A 19,923-nucleotide genomic window follows, 5' to 3' on the forward strand; every position below is an offset into this window, starting at 1 on the left:
CCTCGCATCGCCTTAATCCATCACATAGCCGTAGGAGCCGCTGAAATCCTGCTTGGCCACTTCGCCTGCGGCACCTTTCTTGGGTGTCCGCGATCCGGCGGCCACGCGACCGTGCAGGAACAGGTCTTTTTCAGTCGGCGCGAGAACCCGGTCCGTAGGCAGGGCCAGCGCTTCGCCGCGGGTCGGTGTCACCAGGTGGGCGGTGATGATGATCACCAATTCCGTCTGTTGACGCTGATACGAGGCCGAGCGGAAGAGCGCACCCAATACCGGCACGTCCCCCAGCCAGGGCAGTTGGGAGTTGTTGTCGGTAAAGTCGTCCTGCAACAGGCCAGCAATCGCAAAGCTTTCGCCGTCGCGCATCTCGACCGTGGTCGAGGTTTCGCGGCGCGAGAATGCGTCGATCTCGAAGCCGTTCACGGAAAAGCCGTTGGTCGGGTCAATCGCCGACACGGCGGCTTCCAATTCCAGGTTGATCAGATCCTTGTCCACCACACGGGGGATAAAGTTCAGCTCGATGCCGAAAGGTTTGTATTCGACGGTGATCCCGCCGTTGTCCTGGCTGACAGGGACGGGATATTCGCCACCGGCGAGGAATTTCGCCTCCTGGCCCGAAAGCGCCACGAGGTTCGGTTCGGCCAGGGTGCGAACGACGCCTTTGGTTTCAAGAGCTTCCAGCAGGATGCCGACCTGGGTCGATCCTGCGTTAAAGCCAAACAGGATGGCACCCGCGTTGGTGTTCGTGGCCGGAATGCTGCCGCCCAGCGACCCTGTGACAGCGCCGGAGGTGTTGGTTGTGCCGGTCCCGCCGTTAAGGCCCAGATCGCCACCTAAGGCGGTTCCGTTCAGCGCCAGCGATGAGCTGAGCGATTTGGACACCGACCGCTGCATTTCGGCAAAGCGGACTTTGAGCATGACCTGCTGCACGCCGCCGACGCTCATCAGGTTGGACACGCGTTCGGGGGCATAGCGCGATGCCAGGTCCAGCGCCCTTTGCAGGCGCGCGGTCGAAGACACGGTGCCCGAAAGCACGATGCCGTCGTTGGCGGTACGGACTTCGATATTCTCGCCGGGCAGAATCTGCCGCAGGCGTTCCTTGAATTCCGAGATGTCGGCGGCCACACGCACATCGACGTTGGTGATCAAACGTCCCGAGGCGTCCAACAGCGTCAGCGTGGTCAGCCCCGGCGATTTGCCCAGAACATAGATGGTGCGGTCGGACAGCGACGAAATGTCGGCGATGGCCGGGTTGGCAATGCTGAGTTCCGAAAAGGGAATGTCGCTTTCAACAACAACGGCGCGGTTCATCGGGACGTTCAGCGTGCTGGCCGTGCCCTTTTTGACCACGCGCAACGTGTCAGCCTGTGCGGAATAGGTCAGCGCCAGCGGTGCAGCCGCCAGCGTAAGGCCCACGAGGGCCGCCTTGAAAAATCTGTTCAATGTCATTGTGACCTGCCCTTTTGATCACGCCTGGATAGGGTCTTGGTGCCCTGAATTGCCTGAACCATGCGCCAGTTTGCTTTTTTATGCAAGAATCAACGCCTTCGCGCCTTTGGTTTATGTGGATAAGTGGCAACAGAGCCAAGAATGCCCAAGGCCGCCTTTTCCGGGCGGCCTTGGGTAAGATAATGAAATCATGTCGCTTTGAGGTCAGTTGGTGCAGGGGATCGGGATCTCGACCACCTCGGCACCGCGACGGGTTTTGATCGTGCAGACCTGTTCGGCCTTCACTTCGGCGACGGCTTCCTTGGTTTCGATGCCCAGCAATGTGCGCTGGTCGATCTCGATTGCACCGGCAACCGTGTCGTCATCCGCACCCACCAGGGACAGCGCCAGCCGACCTGTGGACTGGGCCTGTGCCAGGGCCGCGACCTGTGCGGGTTTGACGGCAACGGTCACGGTCTGTGCGATCACCGCGCCATCCAGATCACCGGTGGCGGACTGGTCGATGGCGATCAGTTTTACGCCTGCCTCGATCAGTTTGGTCACATCGCCACTGTCCGAGGACAACTCGCGACCCACCTGGCCTGTCCAATATACGTCAACCCGGTCGCCGGGGCGCAGGAAGCCGGAAACACCGCTGGCCACGTCCACCTTGATGGCAAAGGCACGCATCCCGCGCTCCAGGCGCGATGTCAGGCCTGCTTCTTCACCCGGTCCGGTCACCTTGACCGAAAGAATGGCCTCGTCCTTTTCCATGGCGCGCAAAACGACACGCTGTTTGGGCTGGCCTTCGGGCCACAGGACATTGTCGCCGGTGAAGGCACCTTCGGGAATGGCATTGACCGGCCAGTTGACCGCGCGCACGTCTTCTGCGGTGAATTGCTCGCCGTATTTCAGTTGGCGATTGGCGACGTAAACTTCGACAGTGGGCACAACTTTGGCGCGTGCCGCCCGTTCTTTGGCCAACTCATGTTGATAGGCCCCGATGTAGTTTTTGGCCATGTAGACGGCGCCACCCGCAAGGGCAAAGCCAACAATCAGGACCAGTCCAAATACAGCACGCATTTGAGTACCTCTAGCTTGATGTGGAGCGCCCCGGTGTCTGGCGCGCTTGGGTTTCGCCGTCCCTGTTATCGCAACAATGTGGCGAAAACGGGGACTGTGGGTGGCTTGGTTGCGACAATTGAATCGATCTGATCCAAGGTCGAAACGCCGCGTCTGGTGTCAGGCGCGGCGCATTCGATGTGACGAGCATGGGCGTCCGATTTTCGAAGTCAGAAGCAATTCGTTAAAAGGTCCAATTTTTCAAGAAGGCTTCGGTGCCTACGGAAACGCCCACGGTCCCGTCTTTGAGAACCAGAACGATGGCGACGGCCAGTCCGACAACGGCAGCGGTCAAAACGACCCAGTCAACCGTGACGGCACCGTTTTCATCGGAACGGATGCTGTTGATCATTTTGCGCATGGAAAGTGCCTTGGTGCTTGTTACATGAAACTCTGCTTGTAAAAGGCGGATGCAAAAGGCCGCGCCCTGCGTGCAGGACGCGGCCTTAGCGTCGAGTGAAATAAGCGGTTAAGCTTATTTACGTGTTTAGATATCGCCAGGCTTTTGTGTGCCCAAGAAGGAGTTGGTGTCAGCGGTCAGCTTCGACGCACCGGTTTCGATCGACGAATAGGCGGCAATGGCCAGGCCAACAACAGCGGCGGTCAGCACAACCCAGTCAACAGTCACGGCACCTGCTTCGCTTGCACGGAAGTTCTTGAAGAAGTTTGTCAGTTTTGTCATCGTAGTGTCCCTCCAAAGGATCAGTTTGTTTGCATTAACCTTGCCTGCACTGTGTGGGCCGCTCTCTCTATTGGCCCGTGTTCGACTTGGTATGACGTTATATAGCTGTCTGAATCGGGCGCGAATTGGGCGTGAACTTGGATTAAATAAGTTTTTCAAAGGTAGCGTGGAAACAATCACCTAACCCATTGGAAGATAAAGAAATTGGTCGTGAATTAATTTTCCAGACCGGGTTGGTGTGATCCAAATCCTACAGAATGTGGCGGTTTGGCCATGTTTGGGGGTCGATTTTCTGGTTTGCGACCCGGTTTTCTGCAAGGATACGCAAAATAATCAACAATAGCCGGACACGAGAGCAGGTCCCGAGATGCGATTTTTTGTGATTTCCCTGTTGGGGGCGGCTTTGGCCTGCGCGCCTGCGTGGTCAGAGACGCCTGCACCTTTTCCCGATTTCAAGGCCAAGCGGGTGAAACCGCCTGCTGCGGGTACGAAAAAGCGGATCACGATCCAGATCGACCCGACCGAAGTTGCTGCCGTCGCCCCCAAACCCCCGGCCACGCCCAAAGCGCCGCGGGCGGCCAATGGCTCTTATGACTGGTTCTGGGAAAAAATCTCGCCCGATCTGGCGCAGGCAGGGCCGGGGCGGCTGGACGACGCCATGGCAGCCATCAGCGCCGGTGGCGTGGCGGCGCCGCGTTTGCAACAGATGCAGGGGATTGCGCGGGCGCAAGGTGTCGAGATTCTGAAATCGACCATCGGCACGCGGGTGTCGCCCGCGCTGGTGCTGGCCGTGATGACCGTGGAAAGTGCGGGCAAGACGGATGCGGTCAGCCGTGCAGGGGCCCAGGGGTTGATGCAATTGATGCCCGACACCGCCGCACGCTTTGGCGTCGCCAACAGTCTGGTTGCGGCCGACAACATTCGCGGCGGCGTTCAATATCTGGACTGGCTGATGGGCAAGTTCGACCACGATCCGATTCTGGTGCTGGCGGGATACAACGCGGGCGAGGGATCGGTGCAGACCCACGCAGGGGTGCCGCCTTTTGCCGAGACCCGCGATTATGTGCCCAAGGTGCTGGCCGCCTTTCAAGTCGCCCGGGGCCTGTGTCTGACACCGCCGCAACTGATCAGCGACGGATGTGTTTTTGCGGCGATGAACTGATCCGAAAATGCAAAAGGGGGCCGCAATGGGCCCCCTTACTATATTATACAGCATTATACAGCGCAGTCTCAGACGATCGTGGCTTCGGTCGCCGCGCGCAGCTCGTCCTCGCTCACGCCGTCGGCGCATTCGACGATCTTCAATCCGCCCTCGACCACGTCCAGAACGCCAAGGTTGGTGATGATGCGATCCACCACGCCCTTGCCGGTCAGCGGCAGCGTGCAGGATTTCAGAACCTTGGACTCACCCGCCTTGTTCTGGTGATCCATGACCACGACCACACGGCCAACGCCCGCGACCAGATCCATCGCGCCACCCATGCCCTTGACCAGCTTGCCGGGAATCATCCAGTTCGCCAGGTCGCCGTTCTCGGCCACTTCCATTGCACCCAGAATCGCTGCGGCAATCTTGCCGCCACGGATCATGCCGAACGACATGGCGCTGTCGAAATAGGCTGTGCGGGACAGTTCGGTGATGGTCTGCTTGCCCGCGTTGATCAGGTCGGCGTCTTCTTCACCTTCAAAGGGGAAGGGGCCCATGCCCAGCATCCCGTTTTCCGATTGCAGGGTGATGTCCTTGTCGCCGACATAGTTGGCCACCAGCGTCGGAATACCGATGCCGAGGTTCACGTACATGCCGTCTTCAAGCTCTTGCGCCGCGCGTGCGGCCATCTGGTTGCGATCCCAAGGCATTACTTTTCCTCCTGCGGGCGGGTGGTGCGTTGTTCGATGCGCTTTTCGTGTTCGCCCTGAATGATGCGGTGCACGTAGATGCCGGGCAGGTGGATGCTGTCGGGGTCCAGAGACCCGCGCGGCACGATTTCCTCGACCTCGACAATGCAGACCTTGCCGCACATGGCCGCGGGCGGGTTAAAGTTGCGTGCGGTCTTGCGGAACACAAGGTTACCGGTGTCATCGGCTTTCCATGCCTTGACGATCGACAGGTCGGCCACGATGCCGCGTTCCAGGATGTATTCCTCGCCGTCGAAGACTTTCACTTCCTTGCCCTCGGCAATCTGGGTGCCGACGCCGGTCTTGGTGTAAAAGCCGGGGATGCCCGAGCCGCCGGCGCGCATCCGTTCGGCCAGAGTGCCCTGTGGGTTGAACTCCAGCTCAAGCTCGCCCCCCAGATACTGGCGCATGAATTCCTTGTTCTCGCCGACATAGGACGAGATCATTTTCTTGACCTGCTTGGTTTGCAGCAGAATACCGATGCCGAAGTCATCGACGCCTGCGTTGTTGGACGCAAAAGTCAGGTTTTTGGTGCCCGCGTCCTTGATAGCCTGCAACAGCAATTCGGGGATGCCACACAGGCCAAAGCCGCCCGCCGCGATCAACATGCCATCCGAGAGTACGCCGTCCAGCGCCTCGGCGGCAGAGCCATAGACTTTTTTCATGAGTATCCCCTTGTGTCAGTGTCCACAGAGTTCTGACCTTAGGTCGCCGTGGTGTCAACAAGACGCAGGGGCGCACCGGGGCAGTGCAGCGGGTGATTGCGCCACCAGCCGCTTTTTGCGCACCGGTGGCGGTAAATGGGTCAACCTTCGTCTGGATCGGCCTTTTGGGCCGCCGGTTTCTTTGCGGCTGTCTTCTTGGCTGCGGGCTTTTTCGCAGCAGGTTTCTTAGCCGCTGTTTTTTTGGCTGCCGGTTTCTTTGCTGCGGCTTTCTTCTTGGGCGCCGCCTTGCGTTTGGCCGGGGATTTCGCCAGCTTTTCCTCGATCAATAGCACCGCGGCATCCATCGTCAGATCGTCAGGTTCAACCTCTTTGGGAATGGTCGCGTTGACCTTTTCCCATTTCACATATGGACCATACTTGCCCTTCATGATGTTCACGGGGCCGCCTTGATCGGGATGTTCACCCAGTTCGCGGATCGGCTTTGCAGCCACACCGCGCCCGCCGCGCGACGCGACCTTTTCGGCCAGAAGCTGCACGGCGCGGTTCATGCCCACGGTCCAGACCTCGTCGATACTTTCGAGGTTGGCGTTGGTGCCGCCGCGTTCCGAAGTGCTTTCGGCGTGTTTCAGATAGGGACCATAGCGCCCGATGTTGGCCCAGACGCTGATCCCATCCTCGGGGTGCGGGCCGACCAGACGGGGCAGGGACAACAGTTGCACCGCCTGACCCAGATCGACATCGGCGGGCGGCCATTCCTTGGGAATCGACTGGCGCGGCGGTTTCTTGTTGTCATCGGTGACCTCGCCACGCTGGACATAGGGACCAAAGCGCCCCTTGAACGCGTAGATCTTGTCGCCCTGATCCTCGCCCAGCATTTTGCCCTCGGGCGGGATGCCGCCCGTGTCCTCGGCGCCCGGAGGGCCGAAGGCGCGGGTATAGCGGCATTCGGGGTAATTCGAACAGCCAATGAACGCGCCGCCCGAGCGGGCCGTGCGCATCGACAACCGGCCATTGCCGCAGTTGGGGCACAGGCGCGGGTCGCTGCCATCTTCGGTGGGCGGGAACAGGTGCGGCTCCAGCACCTCGTTGATCTTTTCCAGAACTTCGGTGATCCGCAGATCGGATGTTTCAGCCACGGCAGCTGAGAAATCGCGCCAGAAGGTGGCCAGAACAGATTTGTAATCGCGGTCGCCGGCGCTGACGTCGTCCAGCTCTTCCTCGAGCGAGGCGGTGAAATCATAGCCCACGTATTTGCGGAAATAGTTCTCCAGGAAGGCAATCACCAGACGCCCCTTGTCCTCGGGGATCAGGCGGTTCTTGTCCTTGCGAACATATTCGCGGTCTTGAATCGTGGTGACGATGCTGGCGTAGGTCGACGGGCGGCCGATGCCCAGCTCTTCCATGCGTTTGACCAGCGTCGCCTCGGTGTAGCGGGGCGGGGGCTGGGTAAAGTGCTGTTCGGGCGTGACGGCGCGCTTGTCCATCTTGTCGCCTTCGCTGATCTGCGGCAGGCGCTTGTCGTCGTCATCGGTCACATCATCGTCGCGGCCTTCCTCGTAGACCTTGAGAAAGCCGTCAAACAGCACGACCTGACCGGTGGCGCGCAGCATCACCTGACCGTCCTGGCTGCCCACATCGACGGTGGTGCGTTCCAGGCGCGCGCTTTCCATCTGGCAGGCCAACGTGCGTTTCCAGATCAGGTCATACAGTTTGCGCTGGTCGCCATCGCTGATTTTCAGCGCATCCACGTCCTGGGTCATATCCGTCGGGCGGATACATTCGTGCGCTTCCTGCGCGTTTTTCGCCTTGTTCTTGTAAACGCGCGGGCTGCTGGGCACATATTCGGCGCCATAGCGGTCCTTGATCGCGTCGCGCGCCATCTGCACCGCTTCGGGGGCCATGTCGATGCCGTCGGTCCGCATATAGGTGATATAGCCCGCTTCATACAGACGCTGTGCGGCGCTCATGGTCTGGCGCGCGCCCATGCCGAACTTGCGGCTGGCTTCCTGTTGCAGGGTCGATGTCATGAACGGGGCGGACGGGTTGCGGTTGGCAGGCTTGGCCTCGACCGACTGAACCTTCAAATCGCGGCTGCTGATCGCCTGCACGGCCATTTCAGCCTGGGTGCCGTTCTCGATGTCGTAACGGTCCAGCTTCTTGCCGGCCAAGGTGGTCAGCCGCGCCTCGAACTCCTGTCCGCGCGGGGTGGCCAGCAATGCCTTGACCGACCAGTATTCACGGGCACGGAACGCTTCGATCTCCATCTCGCGCTCGGTGATCAGGCGCAGACAGACCGATTGCACGCGCCCTGCCGATTTCGCACCGGGCAGTTTGCGCCACAAGACCGGGGACAGGTTGAAACCCACCAGGTAGTCCAGCGCGCGTCGTGCAAGGTACGCCTCGACCAGCGGCATGTCGACCTGACGGGGGTTTTTCATCGCCTCTGTCACGGCAGTCTTGGTGATCGCATTGAAAACCACCCGCGACACCGGCGTGCTTTTGGTGATCGACTTGCGTTTGGTCAGCGCCTCTTGCAGGTGCCAGCTGATCGCCTCGCCTTCGCGGTCGGGGTCAGTTGCGAGGATCAGTTCGTTGTCGTTTTTCAGGGCGTCGGCGATGGCTTTGACGTGCTTCTTGCTGTCGCTGCCAATCTCCCAAAGCATCTCGAAATCATGTTCGGTGTCGACGGAACCGTCTTTGGGCGGCAAATCCCGCACGTGCCCGTACGAGGCCAGGACGGTGTAGTTGTCACCAAGATATTTGTTGATTGTCTTGGCCTTGGCCGGAGATTCGACGACGACGACTGGCATGAATGATGCACCTCGGGGACAGTAAAACTTGGGCGTCTATGGCGGCGCTAGATGTGGGGTGCAAGCATTGAATGTCAACACGCCATCGCAAGAGGGCCTTGTGACAGGCCTTAATTGGGGCGTGTCAGCAGGCCGCCGGGACTGCGTTCGATCTGTCCGTCGAGTTCCAGTTCCAGTAGAACCGGCGCCACATCCGACGGGGCGGCGGCGATGTCGCGGATCAACTGGTCCTCGGCCAGCGGGGCAGGGCCCAGACGGTTCAGGATCTGGCTGTGCAAGGCAGCGGTTTCGCGCAAGCTGCGCCGGTCGCGGGGCGGTTGTGGTGGTGGCGTGTGGGGCAGGTCCATCGGCAGGGCGGGGGCGCGGGGCGCCATCGGAGCCAGCGCCTCGATCACATCTGCGGCATTGCGGACCAGCGTGGCGCCGTCGCGGATCAGCATGTTGCAGCCCGAGGCCCGTGCATCCAGCGGACTGCCGGGCACGGCCAGCACCTCGCGTCCCTGATCCAACGCATCGCGGGCGGTGATCAGGCTGCCGGATTTTGCCGCAGCCTCGACCACAATCGTGGCGCGTCCCAGACCCGATACGATGCGGTTGCGCGGCGGAAAATGCCGCGCCATGGGTTGCAGGCCCATGGGTTGTTCCGACAACCGCAGCCCGTGTTCCGGGATCGCAAGCGCCAGTTCGGTGTTCTCTGCCGGGTACATCATATCGACGCCGCCTGCTTGAACAGCGATGGTTCCGGTGTCCAAAGCCGCCGTATGTGCAGCGGCATCAATGCCCCGCGCCAGACCGGAAACAATCACATAGCCCGCAGCGGCCAGATCCCGTGCCAATGATTTGGCCATACGTGTGCCAAGGCTGGACGCATTGCGCGCGCCGACGATCGAGATCATCGGACGCTCCAGGACCGACAGATCGCCGATGGCCCATAGGAATGGGGGCGCATCGGCCAGATCGCGCAAGGCGCTGGGATAGGCCGGCGCGGTCTGGGAGATGAGAATTGCCCCGGCCGTCTGGCCGGCTTTCAGCTCGGCCTCGATGACGGCAACGGGGCAAGGGGTGTAGTTTTCCACACCAGCAGCGCGCGCCAGTTCCGGCAACGCATCCAACGCATTTTGCGCGGTGCCGTGTTCGATCAGCAATCTGTTAAACGTCGAGATGCCGACCCGGCGGGATCGCAACAGGCGGAGGCGGAGAAACCAATCGTCTTCCGGGGTGGGTAGGAGTGGGGGGTGAATGGAAGAAGGATATAATCCTCGATCTGTCATCCGTCGCTCCACCTGTTGCTGCAAGCGTTATGCCGCGACGAGGTTAACAACCCATGAAAGAATCACGGCCGTTTCGACAAAAACATAACGCACCGCACTCAGTTGCCGCTGCCGCCTACGGTCAGCCCGCCGATCATCAGCGTCGGTTGTCCCACGCCCACGGGCACCCATTGCCCCGCCTTGCCGCAGTTGCCCATACCGGGGTCCAGTGCGGGATCATTCCCGATGGCGCGGATCTGTTGCAGCGCCGTGGCCCCGTCACCGATCAGCGTGGCCCCCTTGACCGGCGCGCCGACCACGCCGTTCTGAACGCGGTAGGCCTCGGTGCAGGAAAACACGAATTTGCCGTTTGTGATGTCCACCTGGCCGCCGCCGAATCCCACGGCGTAAATACCGTCTTTCAGGTCGGCCACGATGTCGCCCGGTGTCACGTTGCCCCCCAGCATGTAGGTGTTGGTCATACGCGGCATCGGCGTGTGGGCATAGCTTTCGCGCCGTCCGTTGCCGGTAGGGGCCACACCCATCAGCCGCGCGTTCTGCCGGTCCTGCATGTATCCGACCAGCACACCGTCCTCGATCAGCACATTGCGCGCGCTGGGGGTGCCTTCGTCGTCCACGGTGATCGACCCGCGCCGGTCGGGGATGGTGCCGTCGTCCAGCACGGTGACGCCGGGCGCGGCGATCCGCTGCCCCATCAGGCCGGCAAAGGCGGAAGACCCCTTGCGGTTGAAATCGCCCTCAAGCCCATGCCCGATGGCCTCGTGCAGCAGGATGCCGGGCCAGCCTGGGCCCAGCACCACGTCCATGACCCCCGCAGGGGCCGGGACCGCATCCAGATTGACCACGGCCACCCGCAGCGCTTCGCGCGCCTTGGCCTGCCAGTCGGCTGGGTCCAGCAGGCCATCAAGGCCCACACGCCCGCCACCACCTGCCGTGCCTGATTCGCGCCGCCCGCCCTGTTCGACGATCACGGACACGTTCACACGCGTCATGGGGCGCACATCGCGGACCGATCCGCCTTCGGGGCGTAAAATTTCGACCTCTTGCAGGGACGCCGCGATGGTGGCCGATACCTGCACCACCCGGCTGTCGAGCGCGCGGGCGAATGCGTCGATCTCGCGCAAGGTGTCCAGTTTGACGGGAAAGGCCGCACCCGCAATCGGGTCTTCGTCTGTATACAGTCGCGTGTTCGTGGCCTGGGGCGCATCGGCCCATGTGCCGCCGCCGTCCCCCACCGCAAGCCGCGCCGTGGCCGAAGCGCGTTTCAGGGCGGCCACCGAAAGCTCGGTAGAATGGGCATATCCTGCGACTTCGCCGCGCACCGCACGCAATCCGAACCCTTCGGAGGCATCATAGCTGGCTGTCTTCAGGCGGCCATCGTCGTACACCAGCGCTTCGGACCGGTGGCGTTCCAGAAAAAGCTCGCCATCGTCGGCCCCATCCGTGGCCGCGCGCAGCACCCGAAGTGCTTCGTCACGGTCCAGAAGGGTGTCGAAGGGGGCGAATGGGGCATCGGTCATTGGGGGCTGATCCTGAATTTTCGAGTGAAAGCGTCTCTTTGACGCGGTAAGAATGGCTTTATCTTGAAGATAGAATATGATTGTAAGCGCGGGTAATACAACGGGAGGCGAAAGCGCATGTTGCTTTGTCTGTTCCCCGCGCCCAACAGCGATCACAAGATCAGGACGATACATGACCAAGCATTTCTCGATCAAAGGCCTTGTTTCCGGCCTTTTTGCCGCCACCGCCGCACTGCCAGCGATGGCGCAGGATAACCTTGAAATCGTGGGCGCTCCGCGCGACGGCCTCATGGGCTTTCAGCCCGCCGTGACAGAGCTGGCACGTGATTTGCAGTGGCTGGACCATATGCTGCTGATCATTATCACGGCGATTTCGCTGTTCGTGATCGGCCTGCTGGTCTGGGTCGGCGTCCGCTACAATGCCCGCCGCAACCCGAAACCGGCCAGCTTTACACACAACACACCGATCGAGATCGCATGGACCGTGATTCCCATCGTGATTCTGGTGTTCATCGGTGCGTTCTCGCTGCCGATCCTGTTCAAACAGCAGGAAATTCCCGACGCCGACCTGACCATCAAGGTGACCGGTTACCAGTGGTACTGGGACTATTCCTATGTGGACGAGGGCATCGAATTCTCCAGCTACATGATCGGCGCTCCGGCAACCGGTGGTCAGAACATGTTGACCCCCGAAGTTGAACAACAGCTGATCGACGCCGGTTATTCCAAGGACGAATTCCTGCTGGCCACCGACAACGCCGTTGTCGTGCCCGTCGGCAAGATCGTCGTGATGCAGGTGACCGGCGCTGACGTGATCCACTCGTGGGCGATTCCGGCATTCGGCGTCAAACAGGACGGTGTGCCCGGACGTCTGGCCGAACTGTGGTTCAAGGCCGAGCGTGAAGGCGTCTATTTCGGTCAGTGTTCGGAACTGTGCGGCATCAACCACGCCTATATGCCGATCACCGTCAAGGTCGTCTCGGAAGAGGCCTATGCCGCATGGCTGGAAAAGGCCCGCGAAGAATTTGCAAGCCTGCCGCAAAGCTTCCAGATCGCTTCCAAGTAAGCCAACGGGGCGGGGGCAGTTTCCCCCGCCTTTCCTGAATCCAGATGATACGTGAGAGCCGCATGACCGACATCAGCAGTCAGCCACAGGCCTTCGAGGGCGAAGCGTCCTTTGGCGATTATTTCGCGCTGATGAAGCCGCGCGTGATGCAGCTTGTGGTGTTCACGGCGCTTGTGGGCATGCTGGCGGCGCCAAACGGTGTAAACCCTGTTGTGGGCTTTGCATCCATCCTGTTCATCGCCATCGGGGCCGGGGCCTCGGGGGCGCTGAACATGTGGTGGGATGCGGACATCGACCATATTATGAAACGCACCGCCAACCGTCCGATTCCGTCGGGCAAGGTCCAGCCGGGCGAGGCGCTGAGCATTGGCGTGGCGCTGTCGGGCCTGTCGGTGATGATGCTGGCGCTGTCGGCCAACCTGTTGGCGGCGGGGCTGCTGGCCTTTACCATCTTCTTTTATGCCGTCATCTACTCGATGTGGCTGAAACGCTCGACCCCGCAGAACATCGTGATCGGTGGCGCGGCAGGGGCCTTTCCGCCGGTGATCGGCTGGGTCGTGGCCACCGGGTCCATGTCGGTCGAGGCATGGTTGATGTTCGCGCTGATCTTCATGTGGACGCCCCCCCATTTCTGGGCGCTGGCACTGTTCATGAAGTCGGATTACGACGACGCAAAAGTGCCGATGCTGACCGTGACCCACGGGCGCAAATCCACCCGCAAACATATTCTGGCCTATACCGTACTTCTGGTGATTCTGGCCGTTGGCACCGCGTTCACGTCGATTGGCGGGCTGATCTATCTGACAACGGCCGTGATCCTGAACGTGCTGTTCCTGAAAGGTGCCTTTGATATCTGGCGCCGCGACGAAGCGCAGGCAGAAGCCGATGGTTATGCGGTCGAGAAATCGTTCTTCAAGCTGTCGCTGCTGTATCTGTTCCTGCACTTCGGTGCGATCATGGCCGAGGCGCTGCTGCGCAGCTCGGGTTACGGAGGCTGGTGATGGCGTTGAAAGCGGAACATGAAATGCACAGCCGCCGCCGCAGCCGTAACACCGGCGTTGGCCTTTTGCTGGCGGCCTTCGTGGTGCTGGTCCTCGCGTTGACCGTTGCCAAGGTGACAAGCGGTGACTTCGAACTGCCACGGGCGGAGACATTGAAATGAAACGTCTGCAGGGTCCTCAGCGCACCGTTGTTCAACTGGTGTGTGTCGTGCTGGTCATGGGCGGCCTGTCCTGGGCATCGGTGCCGTTCTACAACTGGTTTTGCCGTGTGACCGGCTTTGGCGGCACGCCGGGTCAGGTTGCCGAAGGTGTCGACCATATCCTGGACCAGGAAATCACCGTCCGCTTCGATGCCTCTGTCGACAGCGCAATGCCGTGGGAATTCAAGCCGGTCGAAACCAAGATGAAAGTGCGCATCGGGGAAACCGCGCTTGCCTTTTTCGAGGCCTACAATCCCACCGACCACCCCATTGCCGGATCCGCCAGCTATAACGTCACGCCTTATTCCGCTGGCGGCTTCTTCAACAAGATTCAGTGCTTTTGCTTCGAACAGCAGGTGCTGGAACCCGGCGAGCGGGTGCAGATGCCTGTGACTTTCTTCGTCGACCCCGAGATTGTCGATGACCGCGATGCAAAATACGTGCATACGATCACGCTGAGCTATACATTCTACGAAATTGACCTGCCCGAAGGCTATGCCGCCCTCGACGCAGAGAACAACGATACCAACCTGAACTGAGGGACTGAACATGGCCCATGCCAAGAACCATGACTATCACATTCTGGCTCCGTCGATCGAGCCGCTTCTGGGCGCTGTAGCGGCCTTTATCATGCTGTTTGGCGGCGTGCTTTGGATGCACGGCATCACGCCCTATGTGTTCCTCGCCGGGTTCGCGGGCGTCCTTTACGTGATGTTCGCCTGGTGGTCCAAAGTGGTCGACGAAAGCCATGTTGGCGATCACACACGTGTGGTTCAGATCGGCCTGCGCTATGGCTTTATCCTGTTCATCATGTCCGAAGTCATGTTCTTCTCGGCATGGTTCTGGTCCTTCTTCAAACACGCCATCTATCCGATGGAAGACTATGTCGGCTCGACCTACGAAGCGCCCAGTATCGTTCCGGTGGATGCGCTGCACCTGCCGTTGATGAATACACTGGTTCTGCTCCTGTCCGGCTGTGCCGTGACCTGGGCCCACCATGCGCTGGTCCATGAAAACAACCGCAAGGACCTGATCACCGGTCTGGCGCTGTCGATCATCCTTGGTATCGTGTTCACCGGGCTGCAAGCCTACGAATACGCGCACCTGCTGCACGAAGGCTGGGAATTCGGCGGCGACGAGTTCTATTCCAACTTCTTCATGGCCACTGGTTTCCACGGCTTTCACGTGATTATCGGCACCATCTTCCTGCTGGTTTGCTTGATCCGGGCGATGAAGGGACACTTTACCCCCGAACGCCATGTCGGTTTCGAAGCGGCGGCATGGTACTGGCACTTTGTTGACGTTGTCTGGCTGTTCCTTTTCTTCGCCGTCTATATGTGGGGCGTGCCCAGCTAATCAGCCGGGTCTGGTTGCACATCGCCGACGAATCCCTAAAACCCAAAAGGCGCGTGGTGTTCCTCGCGCCTTTTGTCATGAAACACGGCAGTGAAAGACAGCCATGGGACGTATTCTGTTTCTGATCAGCATCGGGTTGGGCGGCGCGGCTGTCCTGATTTCGCTCGGGCTGTGGCAGGTGCAGCGTCTGGCCTGGAAAGAGGCGGTGCTGGCTGACATCACCGCGCGCATTGCAGCGGAGCCTGTGGCGCTGCCTGACGATCCCGATCCCGTCGCTGACAAATACCTGCCTGTTGCCGTGACGGGCACTTATGCCGATCAGGCGATCTATGTGCTGGTCAGTCAAAAGCAGATCGGCGCGGGGTATCGCGTGATCCTGCCCATGCAGACGGACACAGGCCGCCGCGTGCTGGTTGATCGCGGCTTCGTGCGGCTTGAGGAACGTGACGCGGTGACGACGCCCACGGGCGAGGTGACCGTGACCGGCAACCTGCATTGGCCGCAGGAAATCGACAGGTTCACGCCAGAGCCTGATCTGGAGGCAAACATCTGGTTTGCCCGCGACCTGCCGGCGATGGCCGAGACATTAAACTCTGAACCCCTGCTGATCGTGGCGCGAACCACATCGCTGCCGGAGGGACCCGTCATGCCATTGCCTGTGGACACTGCAGGCATTCCCAACGATCACTTGCAATACGCCATCACATGGTTCTCGCTGGCCCTGATCTGGGTTGCGATGACCGCTGTTTTTGCCCTGCGCGGCAACCGCCGCCGACCAGAAAGGCCCAACTCGTGAAATATATCTCGACCCGAGGCAAAGCGCCCGAGCTGACATTCGAAGACACCATGCTGACCGGGCTGGCCCGTGACGGGGGACTGTATGTACCCTCTGAAATTCCGACGTTGTCGCATGCTGACATCGCCGCGATGGAAGGGCAGAGCTACGAAGAAATCGCCTTTCGCGTGATGCGTCCTTTCGTGGGCGAGACCTTCAGCGACGAAGAATTCCGTGGCTGCATCGACCGCGCTTATGCTGGGTTCGGCCACGCCGCCCGCGCGCCACTGGTGCAACTGGATCAGGGGCATTTCCTGCTGGAGCTGTTCCACGGCCCGACGCTGGCGTTCAAGGATTTTGCCATGCAGCTGATCGGCCAGTTGTTCCAGACCGCCCTGACGCGGCGCGGCGAGCGTGTCACCATTGTGGGGGCCACCAGCGGCGACACAGGCTCTGCCGCCATCGAGGCGTTTCGCGGGCTGGACAATGTGGATGTGTTCATTCTCTACCCGCATGGCCGTATCTCCGAGGTGCAGCGCCGCCAGATGACCACCCCCACCGAAAGCAACGTGCACGCACTGGCCGTTGACGGTGACTTTGACGACTGTCAGGCGCGGCTCAAGGATATGTTCAACGACTTTGAATTCCGCGACGCGGTGAAACTGGCGGGCGTGAACAGCATCAACTGGGGCCGCGTGCTGGCGCAGGTGGTCTATTACTTCTCGTCTGCCGTGTCCGTCGGCGCGCCGCACCGCAAGGTCAGCTTTACCGTGCCCACCGGCAACTTTGGCGACATCTTTGCTGGCTACATCGCCAAACGCATGGGCCTGCCCATCGACCGGCTGGTGGTGGCGACCAATCAGAACGACATTCTGGACCGCTGCCTGAAAGGGCAGGGCTACCACAAGGGCGACACCGTGCCTTCGATCAGCCCGTCGATGGACATCCAGGTCTCGTCGAACTTTGAACGCGCACTGTTCGACGCTTACGGGCGCGACGGTAAGGCCGTGGCCCAGCTGATGGACGAGCTGAAAGAGGGCGGTTTCGACGTGAGCCAGGGCGCGATGGAAGCCCTGCAAGAGCATTACGACAGTGGCCGCGCGTCCGAAGACGAAACCAACGCGACCATCACTGCCACGTTAAAGGCATCGACCGAACTGCTGTGCCCGCATTCGGCTGTTGCCGTAAAGGTGGCCAACGAACACCGCGTTCAGGGCACGCCGATGATCACCCTCGCCACCGCCCATCCGGCAAAGTTCCCGGACGCAGTCGAGAAAGCCAGCGGCATCCATCCCCCTCTTCCCCCGCGCATGGAAGACCTCTATGAACGCGCGGAACGGGTGACACGGGTCGCCAATGACCTTGGCGCGCTCAAGGACCATATCAAGGGACATATCGCACAGTGAGCTTGCAACAGCACCGCCTTGCCAACGGCTTTCGCATCGTGACGGAACACATGCCGGGGCTGGCTTCGGCGTCTATCGGGATCTGGGTCAATGCCGGTGGTCGGCACGAAGCGCCCAAACAAAACGGCATCGCGCATTTTCTGGAGCATATGGCGTTCAAGGGCACGGCCAAGCGCAGTGCCCTGCAAATCGCCGAGGCGATAGAGGACGTGGGCGGCTATATCAACGCTTACACCAGCCGCGAGGTCACGGCCTACTACGCGCGTGTGCTTGAGGCGGACGTGCCGCTGGCTATGGATGTGATCGGGGACATCCTGCTGAACCCGACCTTCGACAAGAACGAGATCGAGATCGAGCGCGGCGTGATCCTGCAAGAGATCGGCCAGGCGCTGGACACGCCCGACGACGTGATCTTTGACTGGTTGCAGGCGCAGGCCTATCCAGAACAGCCCATCGGACGCACCATTCTAGGTCCGACCGAGCGGATCGAGGCGTTCACCCGCAAGGATCTGGCCAAGTTCGTGGCCCAGCATTACGGCCCCGAAGAGATGATCCTCTCGGCGGCGGGTGCTGTCGATCACGACAGCATCGTGAAACTGGCCGAAGAGATGTTCGGCGGCATGGTCCCGACACCCGCGTTCAAACTGGCACCCGCGTCGTTTCGTGGTGGGGAAGTGCGGCAGGTCAAGGATCTGGAGCAGGCCCACTTTGCGCTGGCATTCGAAAGCCCCGGCTACCGCGATGAGGAAATCTATGTCGCGCAGATCTACGCCAGCGCCCTCGGCGGCGGCATGTCCTCGCGCCTGTTCCAGGAGGTGCGCGAGAACCGCGGCCTGTGCTATTCGATCTTTGCGCAGGCAGGGGCCTATGACGACACTGGCATGATGACCGTCTATGCGGGTACCAGCGGCGATCAGGTGGCCGAGCTGTCGCGGATCACCATCGACGAGATGAAGCGGGCGGCCTCGGACATGAACCCCGCCGAAGTGGCCCGCGCCCGTGCCCAGATGAAGGCCGGATTGCTGATGGGACTGGAAAGCCCGTCCAGCCGCGCCGAACGTCTGGCGCGACTGGTGCAGATTTGGGACCGCGTGCCGCCGCTGGAAGAAACCATTGCGCGCATTGATGCGGTGACCACCGGCGACGTGCGCGAGTTTGCGGAACATATCGCGGCCACCGCGCCTGCGGCGCTGGCGCTGTATGGTCCGGTCGATACGGCCCCGACGCTGGATGCCTTGCAGGAGCGCCGGGTCGCCTGATGTTGCTGTCCAAGCGGAAACTGCGGATCGAGACCGAGCGGCTGACGCTGCGGCCTCCGGTTCATGCAGATTTCCGCCCCTGGTCGGCGCTGCGCGCACATTCCAAGGACTACCTGACCCCGTGGGAACCCGGCTGGGCCGAGGATCACCTGTCGCGCAAGGCCTTCACCAACCGTGTCTACTGGGCCCAACGCTCCATCGCCAACGGCTCGGCCATGCCGCTGTTCCTGATCCGGCGCGAGGACGAGGTTCTGGTCGGGGCGATCACGTTGGACAACATCCGGCGCGGGCCTGCGCAGGCCGGCACGCTGGGCTATTGGACCGGCCAGATGTTCGCGCGCAAAGGCTATATGCGCGAGGCCATCGAGGCGGTGGTGCACTATGCCTTTACCCGTCAAGACCTCAGCCGGATCGAAGCGGCCTGTCTGCCGGAAAATGCCGCCTCGCGCGGGCTGCTGGAAAAGTCAGGCTTTAAATACGAGGGCGTCGCGCAATCCTATTTGCAGATCGACGGACGTTGGCGGACGCACGTTCTTTATGCATCCCTGCGCCATGACCGCCGCGGGCGGACAGACGCCAGATGACTTTGGCGCGGGATGCGCTAGACTGAGGGCCACGAGGGTGGCCATCATGTTGATCCGACTGCTGACAGCTTTGACACTGATGACAGGGACGGCGCAGGCCCAGGCCGCGCGCACGCCCAGTCACTGCATTGCGCTGGCGGGCGAGATCGACGGCGCGGCGTTTGTGCAAGCGGCCAGCTATGACGTTGATGTCCCCAGCGAGACGGTTCTGATCCACTACATCGACCACGCCAGTTTCCTGATCCGCAGCCACGGCGGGTTGAACATCGTGACGGATTTCACCGGCTACATCGGCAACGTGCCGATGATCCCCGACGTGGTGACGATGAACCACGCCCATGACACCCACTGGACCGCCTTTCCCGACCCGGCCATTTCCCACGCCCTGAACGGCTGGGGGCCGTTCGGGCAGGGGATCGACCATCACGTCGATCTGGGCGAGGTTCTGGTCCGCAATGTCTCGACAGACATCCGCAGCCAATATGGCGGCAGCGAGGCCAAGGGGAACTCGATCTTTGTCTTTGAAATGGCAGGCCTGTGCATCGGCCATCTTGGGCATTTGCACCACGAACCGGACGCCGGGCAATATGCGGCCATCGGGCGGCTGGACGTCGTGATGGCACCGATTGACGGCGGTATGACGCTGGACCTGCCCACGATGACCCGCGTGTTGAAGCGGCTGAAGTCGTCGGTGGTGCTGCCGATGCATTGGTTCTCGGACTATACGCTGGATGAATTCCTGATCGGCATGGCGGATGAATTCGCCGTGGTCGAGGTGGGCGGCCCCGCCCTGCAGGTGTCGCGCGACCGCTTGCCGGCGCGCCCGACGATCATGGTGCTGCGTCCCGAATGGTTGCAACGCTAGGCTCTTGCCTTTGCCGCGTCGTG

General features: G+C 61.1%; 20 protein-coding genes. 11 read left to right on the forward strand and 9 right to left on the reverse strand.

What is annotated here, in order from left to right:
- Window positions 1-12: 12 nt before the first annotated feature.
- The 4 genes from BUC08_RS07690 to BUC08_RS07700 all read right to left on the reverse strand — a co-directional run bounded on the left by BUC08_RS07690 (window position 13) and on the right by BUC08_RS07700 (window position 3,220).
- On the reverse strand, window positions 13-1,446 hold the full coding sequence (locus BUC08_RS07690; RefSeq protein ID WP_037925487.1) for a type II and III secretion system protein family protein: 1,434 nt from the start codon (window positions 1,444-1,446) through the stop codon (window positions 13-15).
- 204 nt (window positions 1,447-1,650) lie between these two features.
- The gene (gene cpaB, locus BUC08_RS07695; RefSeq protein WP_037925489.1) at window positions 1,651-2,508 is read right to left on the reverse strand and encodes a Flp pilus assembly protein CpaB; all 858 of its coding nucleotides are present in this window, start codon (window positions 2,506-2,508) and stop codon (window positions 1,651-1,653) included.
- 223 nt (window positions 2,509-2,731) lie between these two features.
- The gene (locus BUC08_RS24770; protein ID WP_169741848.1) at window positions 2,732-2,908 is read right to left on the reverse strand and encodes a hypothetical protein; all 177 of its coding nucleotides are present in this window, start codon (window positions 2,906-2,908) and stop codon (window positions 2,732-2,734) included.
- Window positions 2,909-3,034: 126 nt separating this feature from the next.
- Window positions 3,035-3,220 (reverse strand): hypothetical protein, encoded by a 186-nt coding sequence (locus BUC08_RS07700; protein WP_143186699.1) that lies wholly within the window; start codon window positions 3,218-3,220, stop codon window positions 3,035-3,037.
- 376 nt (window positions 3,221-3,596) lie between these two features.
- Here BUC08_RS07700 and BUC08_RS07705 point away from each other — a divergent pair, with 376 nt between their 5' ends.
- Window positions 3,597-4,391 (forward strand): lytic transglycosylase domain-containing protein, encoded by a 795-nt coding sequence (locus BUC08_RS07705; protein ID WP_037925492.1) that lies wholly within the window; start codon window positions 3,597-3,599, stop codon window positions 4,389-4,391.
- 68 nt (window positions 4,392-4,459) lie between these two features.
- Here the strand turns inward: BUC08_RS07705 and BUC08_RS07710 are convergent, their stop codons facing one another.
- The 5 genes from BUC08_RS07710 to tldD all read right to left on the reverse strand — a co-directional run bounded on the left by BUC08_RS07710 (window position 4,460) and on the right by tldD (window position 11,388).
- On the reverse strand, window positions 4,460-5,083 hold the full coding sequence (locus BUC08_RS07710; protein ID WP_037925494.1) for a 3-oxoacid CoA-transferase subunit B: 624 nt from the start codon (window positions 5,081-5,083) through the stop codon (window positions 4,460-4,462).
- Window positions 5,083-5,787: a CoA transferase subunit A gene (locus BUC08_RS07715; protein ID WP_028954652.1), complete on the reverse strand. Its 705-nt coding sequence runs from the start codon at window positions 5,785-5,787 to the stop codon at window positions 5,083-5,085. Before BUC08_RS07715 ends, BUC08_RS07710 begins: the two co-directional genes overlap by 1 nt.
- Before the next feature lie 140 nt (window positions 5,788-5,927).
- The gene (topA, locus tag BUC08_RS07720; protein WP_037925496.1) at window positions 5,928-8,597 is read right to left on the reverse strand and encodes a type I DNA topoisomerase; all 2,670 of its coding nucleotides are present in this window, start codon (window positions 8,595-8,597) and stop codon (window positions 5,928-5,930) included.
- A gap of 110 nt (window positions 8,598-8,707) precedes the next feature.
- Window positions 8,708-9,868 (reverse strand): DNA-processing protein DprA, encoded by a 1,161-nt coding sequence (gene dprA / locus BUC08_RS07725; RefSeq protein ID WP_073194166.1) that lies wholly within the window; start codon window positions 9,866-9,868, stop codon window positions 8,708-8,710.
- 98 nt (window positions 9,869-9,966) lie between these two features.
- The gene (gene tldD / locus BUC08_RS07730) at window positions 9,967-11,388 is read right to left on the reverse strand and encodes a metalloprotease TldD (protein WP_037925501.1); all 1,422 of its coding nucleotides are present in this window, start codon (window positions 11,386-11,388) and stop codon (window positions 9,967-9,969) included.
- 172 nt (window positions 11,389-11,560) lie between these two features.
- On the opposite strand from tldD, the gene coxB reads away from it, so the two are divergent.
- The 10 genes from coxB (at window position 11,561) to BUC08_RS07780 (ending at window position 19,900) form a co-directional block, all read left to right on the forward strand.
- The gene (gene coxB, locus BUC08_RS07735) at window positions 11,561-12,454 is read left to right on the forward strand and encodes a cytochrome c oxidase subunit II (RefSeq protein ID WP_037925503.1); all 894 of its coding nucleotides are present in this window, start codon (window positions 11,561-11,563) and stop codon (window positions 12,452-12,454) included.
- 62 nt (window positions 12,455-12,516) lie between these two features.
- The gene (gene cyoE / locus BUC08_RS07740) at window positions 12,517-13,455 is read left to right on the forward strand and encodes a heme o synthase (RefSeq protein ID WP_037925505.1); all 939 of its coding nucleotides are present in this window, start codon (window positions 12,517-12,519) and stop codon (window positions 13,453-13,455) included.
- Window positions 13,455-13,616, forward strand: coding sequence for a hypothetical protein (locus BUC08_RS07745; protein ID WP_028954646.1), 162 nt, complete (start codon window positions 13,455-13,457; stop codon window positions 13,614-13,616). Before cyoE ends, BUC08_RS07745 begins: the two co-directional genes overlap by 1 nt.
- Complete coding sequence (locus BUC08_RS07750; RefSeq protein WP_037925507.1) at window positions 13,613-14,194, forward strand: cytochrome c oxidase assembly protein; 582 nt, start codon at window positions 13,613-13,615, stop codon at window positions 14,192-14,194. The genes BUC08_RS07745 and BUC08_RS07750 overlap by 4 nt, the downstream gene beginning before the upstream one ends.
- Window positions 14,195-14,204: 10 nt before the next feature.
- Entirely contained in the window at window positions 14,205-15,011 is an 807-nt protein-coding gene (locus tag BUC08_RS07755) for a cytochrome c oxidase subunit 3 (RefSeq protein WP_037925509.1), read from the forward strand.
- 103 nt (window positions 15,012-15,114) lie between these two features.
- On the forward strand, window positions 15,115-15,807 hold the full coding sequence (locus tag BUC08_RS07760; protein ID WP_037925511.1) for an SURF1 family protein: 693 nt from the start codon (window positions 15,115-15,117) through the stop codon (window positions 15,805-15,807).
- Window positions 15,804-17,192 carry a threonine synthase gene (thrC, locus tag BUC08_RS07765; RefSeq protein ID WP_037925513.1) on the forward strand — a complete coding sequence of 463 codons (1,389 nt, stop codon included), beginning with the start codon at window positions 15,804-15,806 and terminating at the stop codon, window positions 17,190-17,192. The genes BUC08_RS07760 and thrC overlap by 4 nt, the downstream gene beginning before the upstream one ends.
- A complete protein-coding gene (locus BUC08_RS07770) occupies window positions 17,189-18,451 on the forward strand; it encodes a M16 family metallopeptidase (protein WP_037925515.1) in 1,263 nt (420 codons plus the stop codon). The genes thrC and BUC08_RS07770 overlap by 4 nt, the downstream gene beginning before the upstream one ends.
- On the forward strand, window positions 18,451-19,035 hold the full coding sequence (locus BUC08_RS07775; RefSeq protein ID WP_037925516.1) for a GNAT family N-acetyltransferase: 585 nt from the start codon (window positions 18,451-18,453) through the stop codon (window positions 19,033-19,035). Before BUC08_RS07770 ends, BUC08_RS07775 begins: the two co-directional genes overlap by 1 nt.
- Window positions 19,036-19,081: 46 nt before the next feature.
- Complete coding sequence (locus tag BUC08_RS07780) at window positions 19,082-19,900, forward strand: MBL fold metallo-hydrolase (protein ID WP_037925518.1); 819 nt, start codon at window positions 19,082-19,084, stop codon at window positions 19,898-19,900.
- Window positions 19,901-19,923: the final 23 nt, after the last annotated feature.

The organism is Pseudosulfitobacter pseudonitzschiae (assembly GCF_900129395.1).
Lineage (GTDB): Bacteria > Pseudomonadota > Alphaproteobacteria > Rhodobacterales > Rhodobacteraceae > Pseudosulfitobacter > Pseudosulfitobacter pseudonitzschiae.

What these genes read in the sequence shown, in the direction of transcription:
- BUC08_RS07690 (WP_037925487.1), bottom strand. Translation starts at nt 1,446, where the DNA reads ATGACATTGAACAGATTTTTCAAGGCGGCCCTCGTGGGCCTTACGCTG.
- cpaB (WP_037925489.1), bottom strand. Translation starts at nt 2,508, where the DNA reads ATGCGTGCTGTATTTGGACTGGTCCTGATTGTTGGCTTTGCCCTTGCG.
- BUC08_RS24770 (WP_169741848.1), bottom strand. Translation starts at nt 2,908, where the DNA reads ATGCGCAAAATGATCAACAGCATCCGTTCCGATGAAAACGGTGCCGTC.
- BUC08_RS07705 (WP_037925492.1), top strand. Translation starts at nt 3,597, where the DNA reads ATGCGATTTTTTGTGATTTCCCTGTTGGGGGCGGCTTTGGCCTGCGCG.
- BUC08_RS07710 (WP_037925494.1), bottom strand. Translation starts at nt 5,083, where the DNA reads ATGCCTTGGGATCGCAACCAGATGGCCGCACGCGCGGCGCAAGAGCTT.
- BUC08_RS07715 (WP_028954652.1), bottom strand. Translation starts at nt 5,787, where the DNA reads ATGAAAAAAGTCTATGGCTCTGCCGCCGAGGCGCTGGACGGCGTACTC.
- topA (WP_037925496.1), bottom strand. Translation starts at nt 8,597, where the DNA reads ATGCCAGTCGTCGTCGTCGAATCTCCGGCCAAGGCCAAGACAATCAAC.
- dprA (WP_073194166.1), bottom strand. Translation starts at nt 9,868, where the DNA reads ATGACAGATCGAGGATTATATCCTTCTTCCATTCACCCCCCACTCCTA.
- tldD (WP_037925501.1), bottom strand. Translation starts at nt 11,388, where the DNA reads ATGACCGATGCCCCATTCGCCCCCTTCGACACCCTTCTGGACCGTGAC.
- coxB (WP_037925503.1), top strand. Translation starts at nt 11,561, where the DNA reads ATGACCAAGCATTTCTCGATCAAAGGCCTTGTTTCCGGCCTTTTTGCC.
- cyoE (WP_037925505.1), top strand. Translation starts at nt 12,517, where the DNA reads ATGACCGACATCAGCAGTCAGCCACAGGCCTTCGAGGGCGAAGCGTCC.
- BUC08_RS07745 (WP_028954646.1), top strand. Translation starts at nt 13,455, where the DNA reads ATGGCGTTGAAAGCGGAACATGAAATGCACAGCCGCCGCCGCAGCCGT.
- BUC08_RS07750 (WP_037925507.1), top strand. Translation starts at nt 13,613, where the DNA reads ATGAAACGTCTGCAGGGTCCTCAGCGCACCGTTGTTCAACTGGTGTGT.
- BUC08_RS07755 (WP_037925509.1), top strand. Translation starts at nt 14,205, where the DNA reads ATGGCCCATGCCAAGAACCATGACTATCACATTCTGGCTCCGTCGATC.
- BUC08_RS07760 (WP_037925511.1), top strand. Translation starts at nt 15,115, where the DNA reads ATGGGACGTATTCTGTTTCTGATCAGCATCGGGTTGGGCGGCGCGGCT.
- BUC08_RS07775 (WP_037925516.1), top strand. Translation starts at nt 18,451, where the DNA reads ATGTTGCTGTCCAAGCGGAAACTGCGGATCGAGACCGAGCGGCTGACG.
- BUC08_RS07780 (WP_037925518.1), top strand. Translation starts at nt 19,082, where the DNA reads ATGTTGATCCGACTGCTGACAGCTTTGACACTGATGACAGGGACGGCG.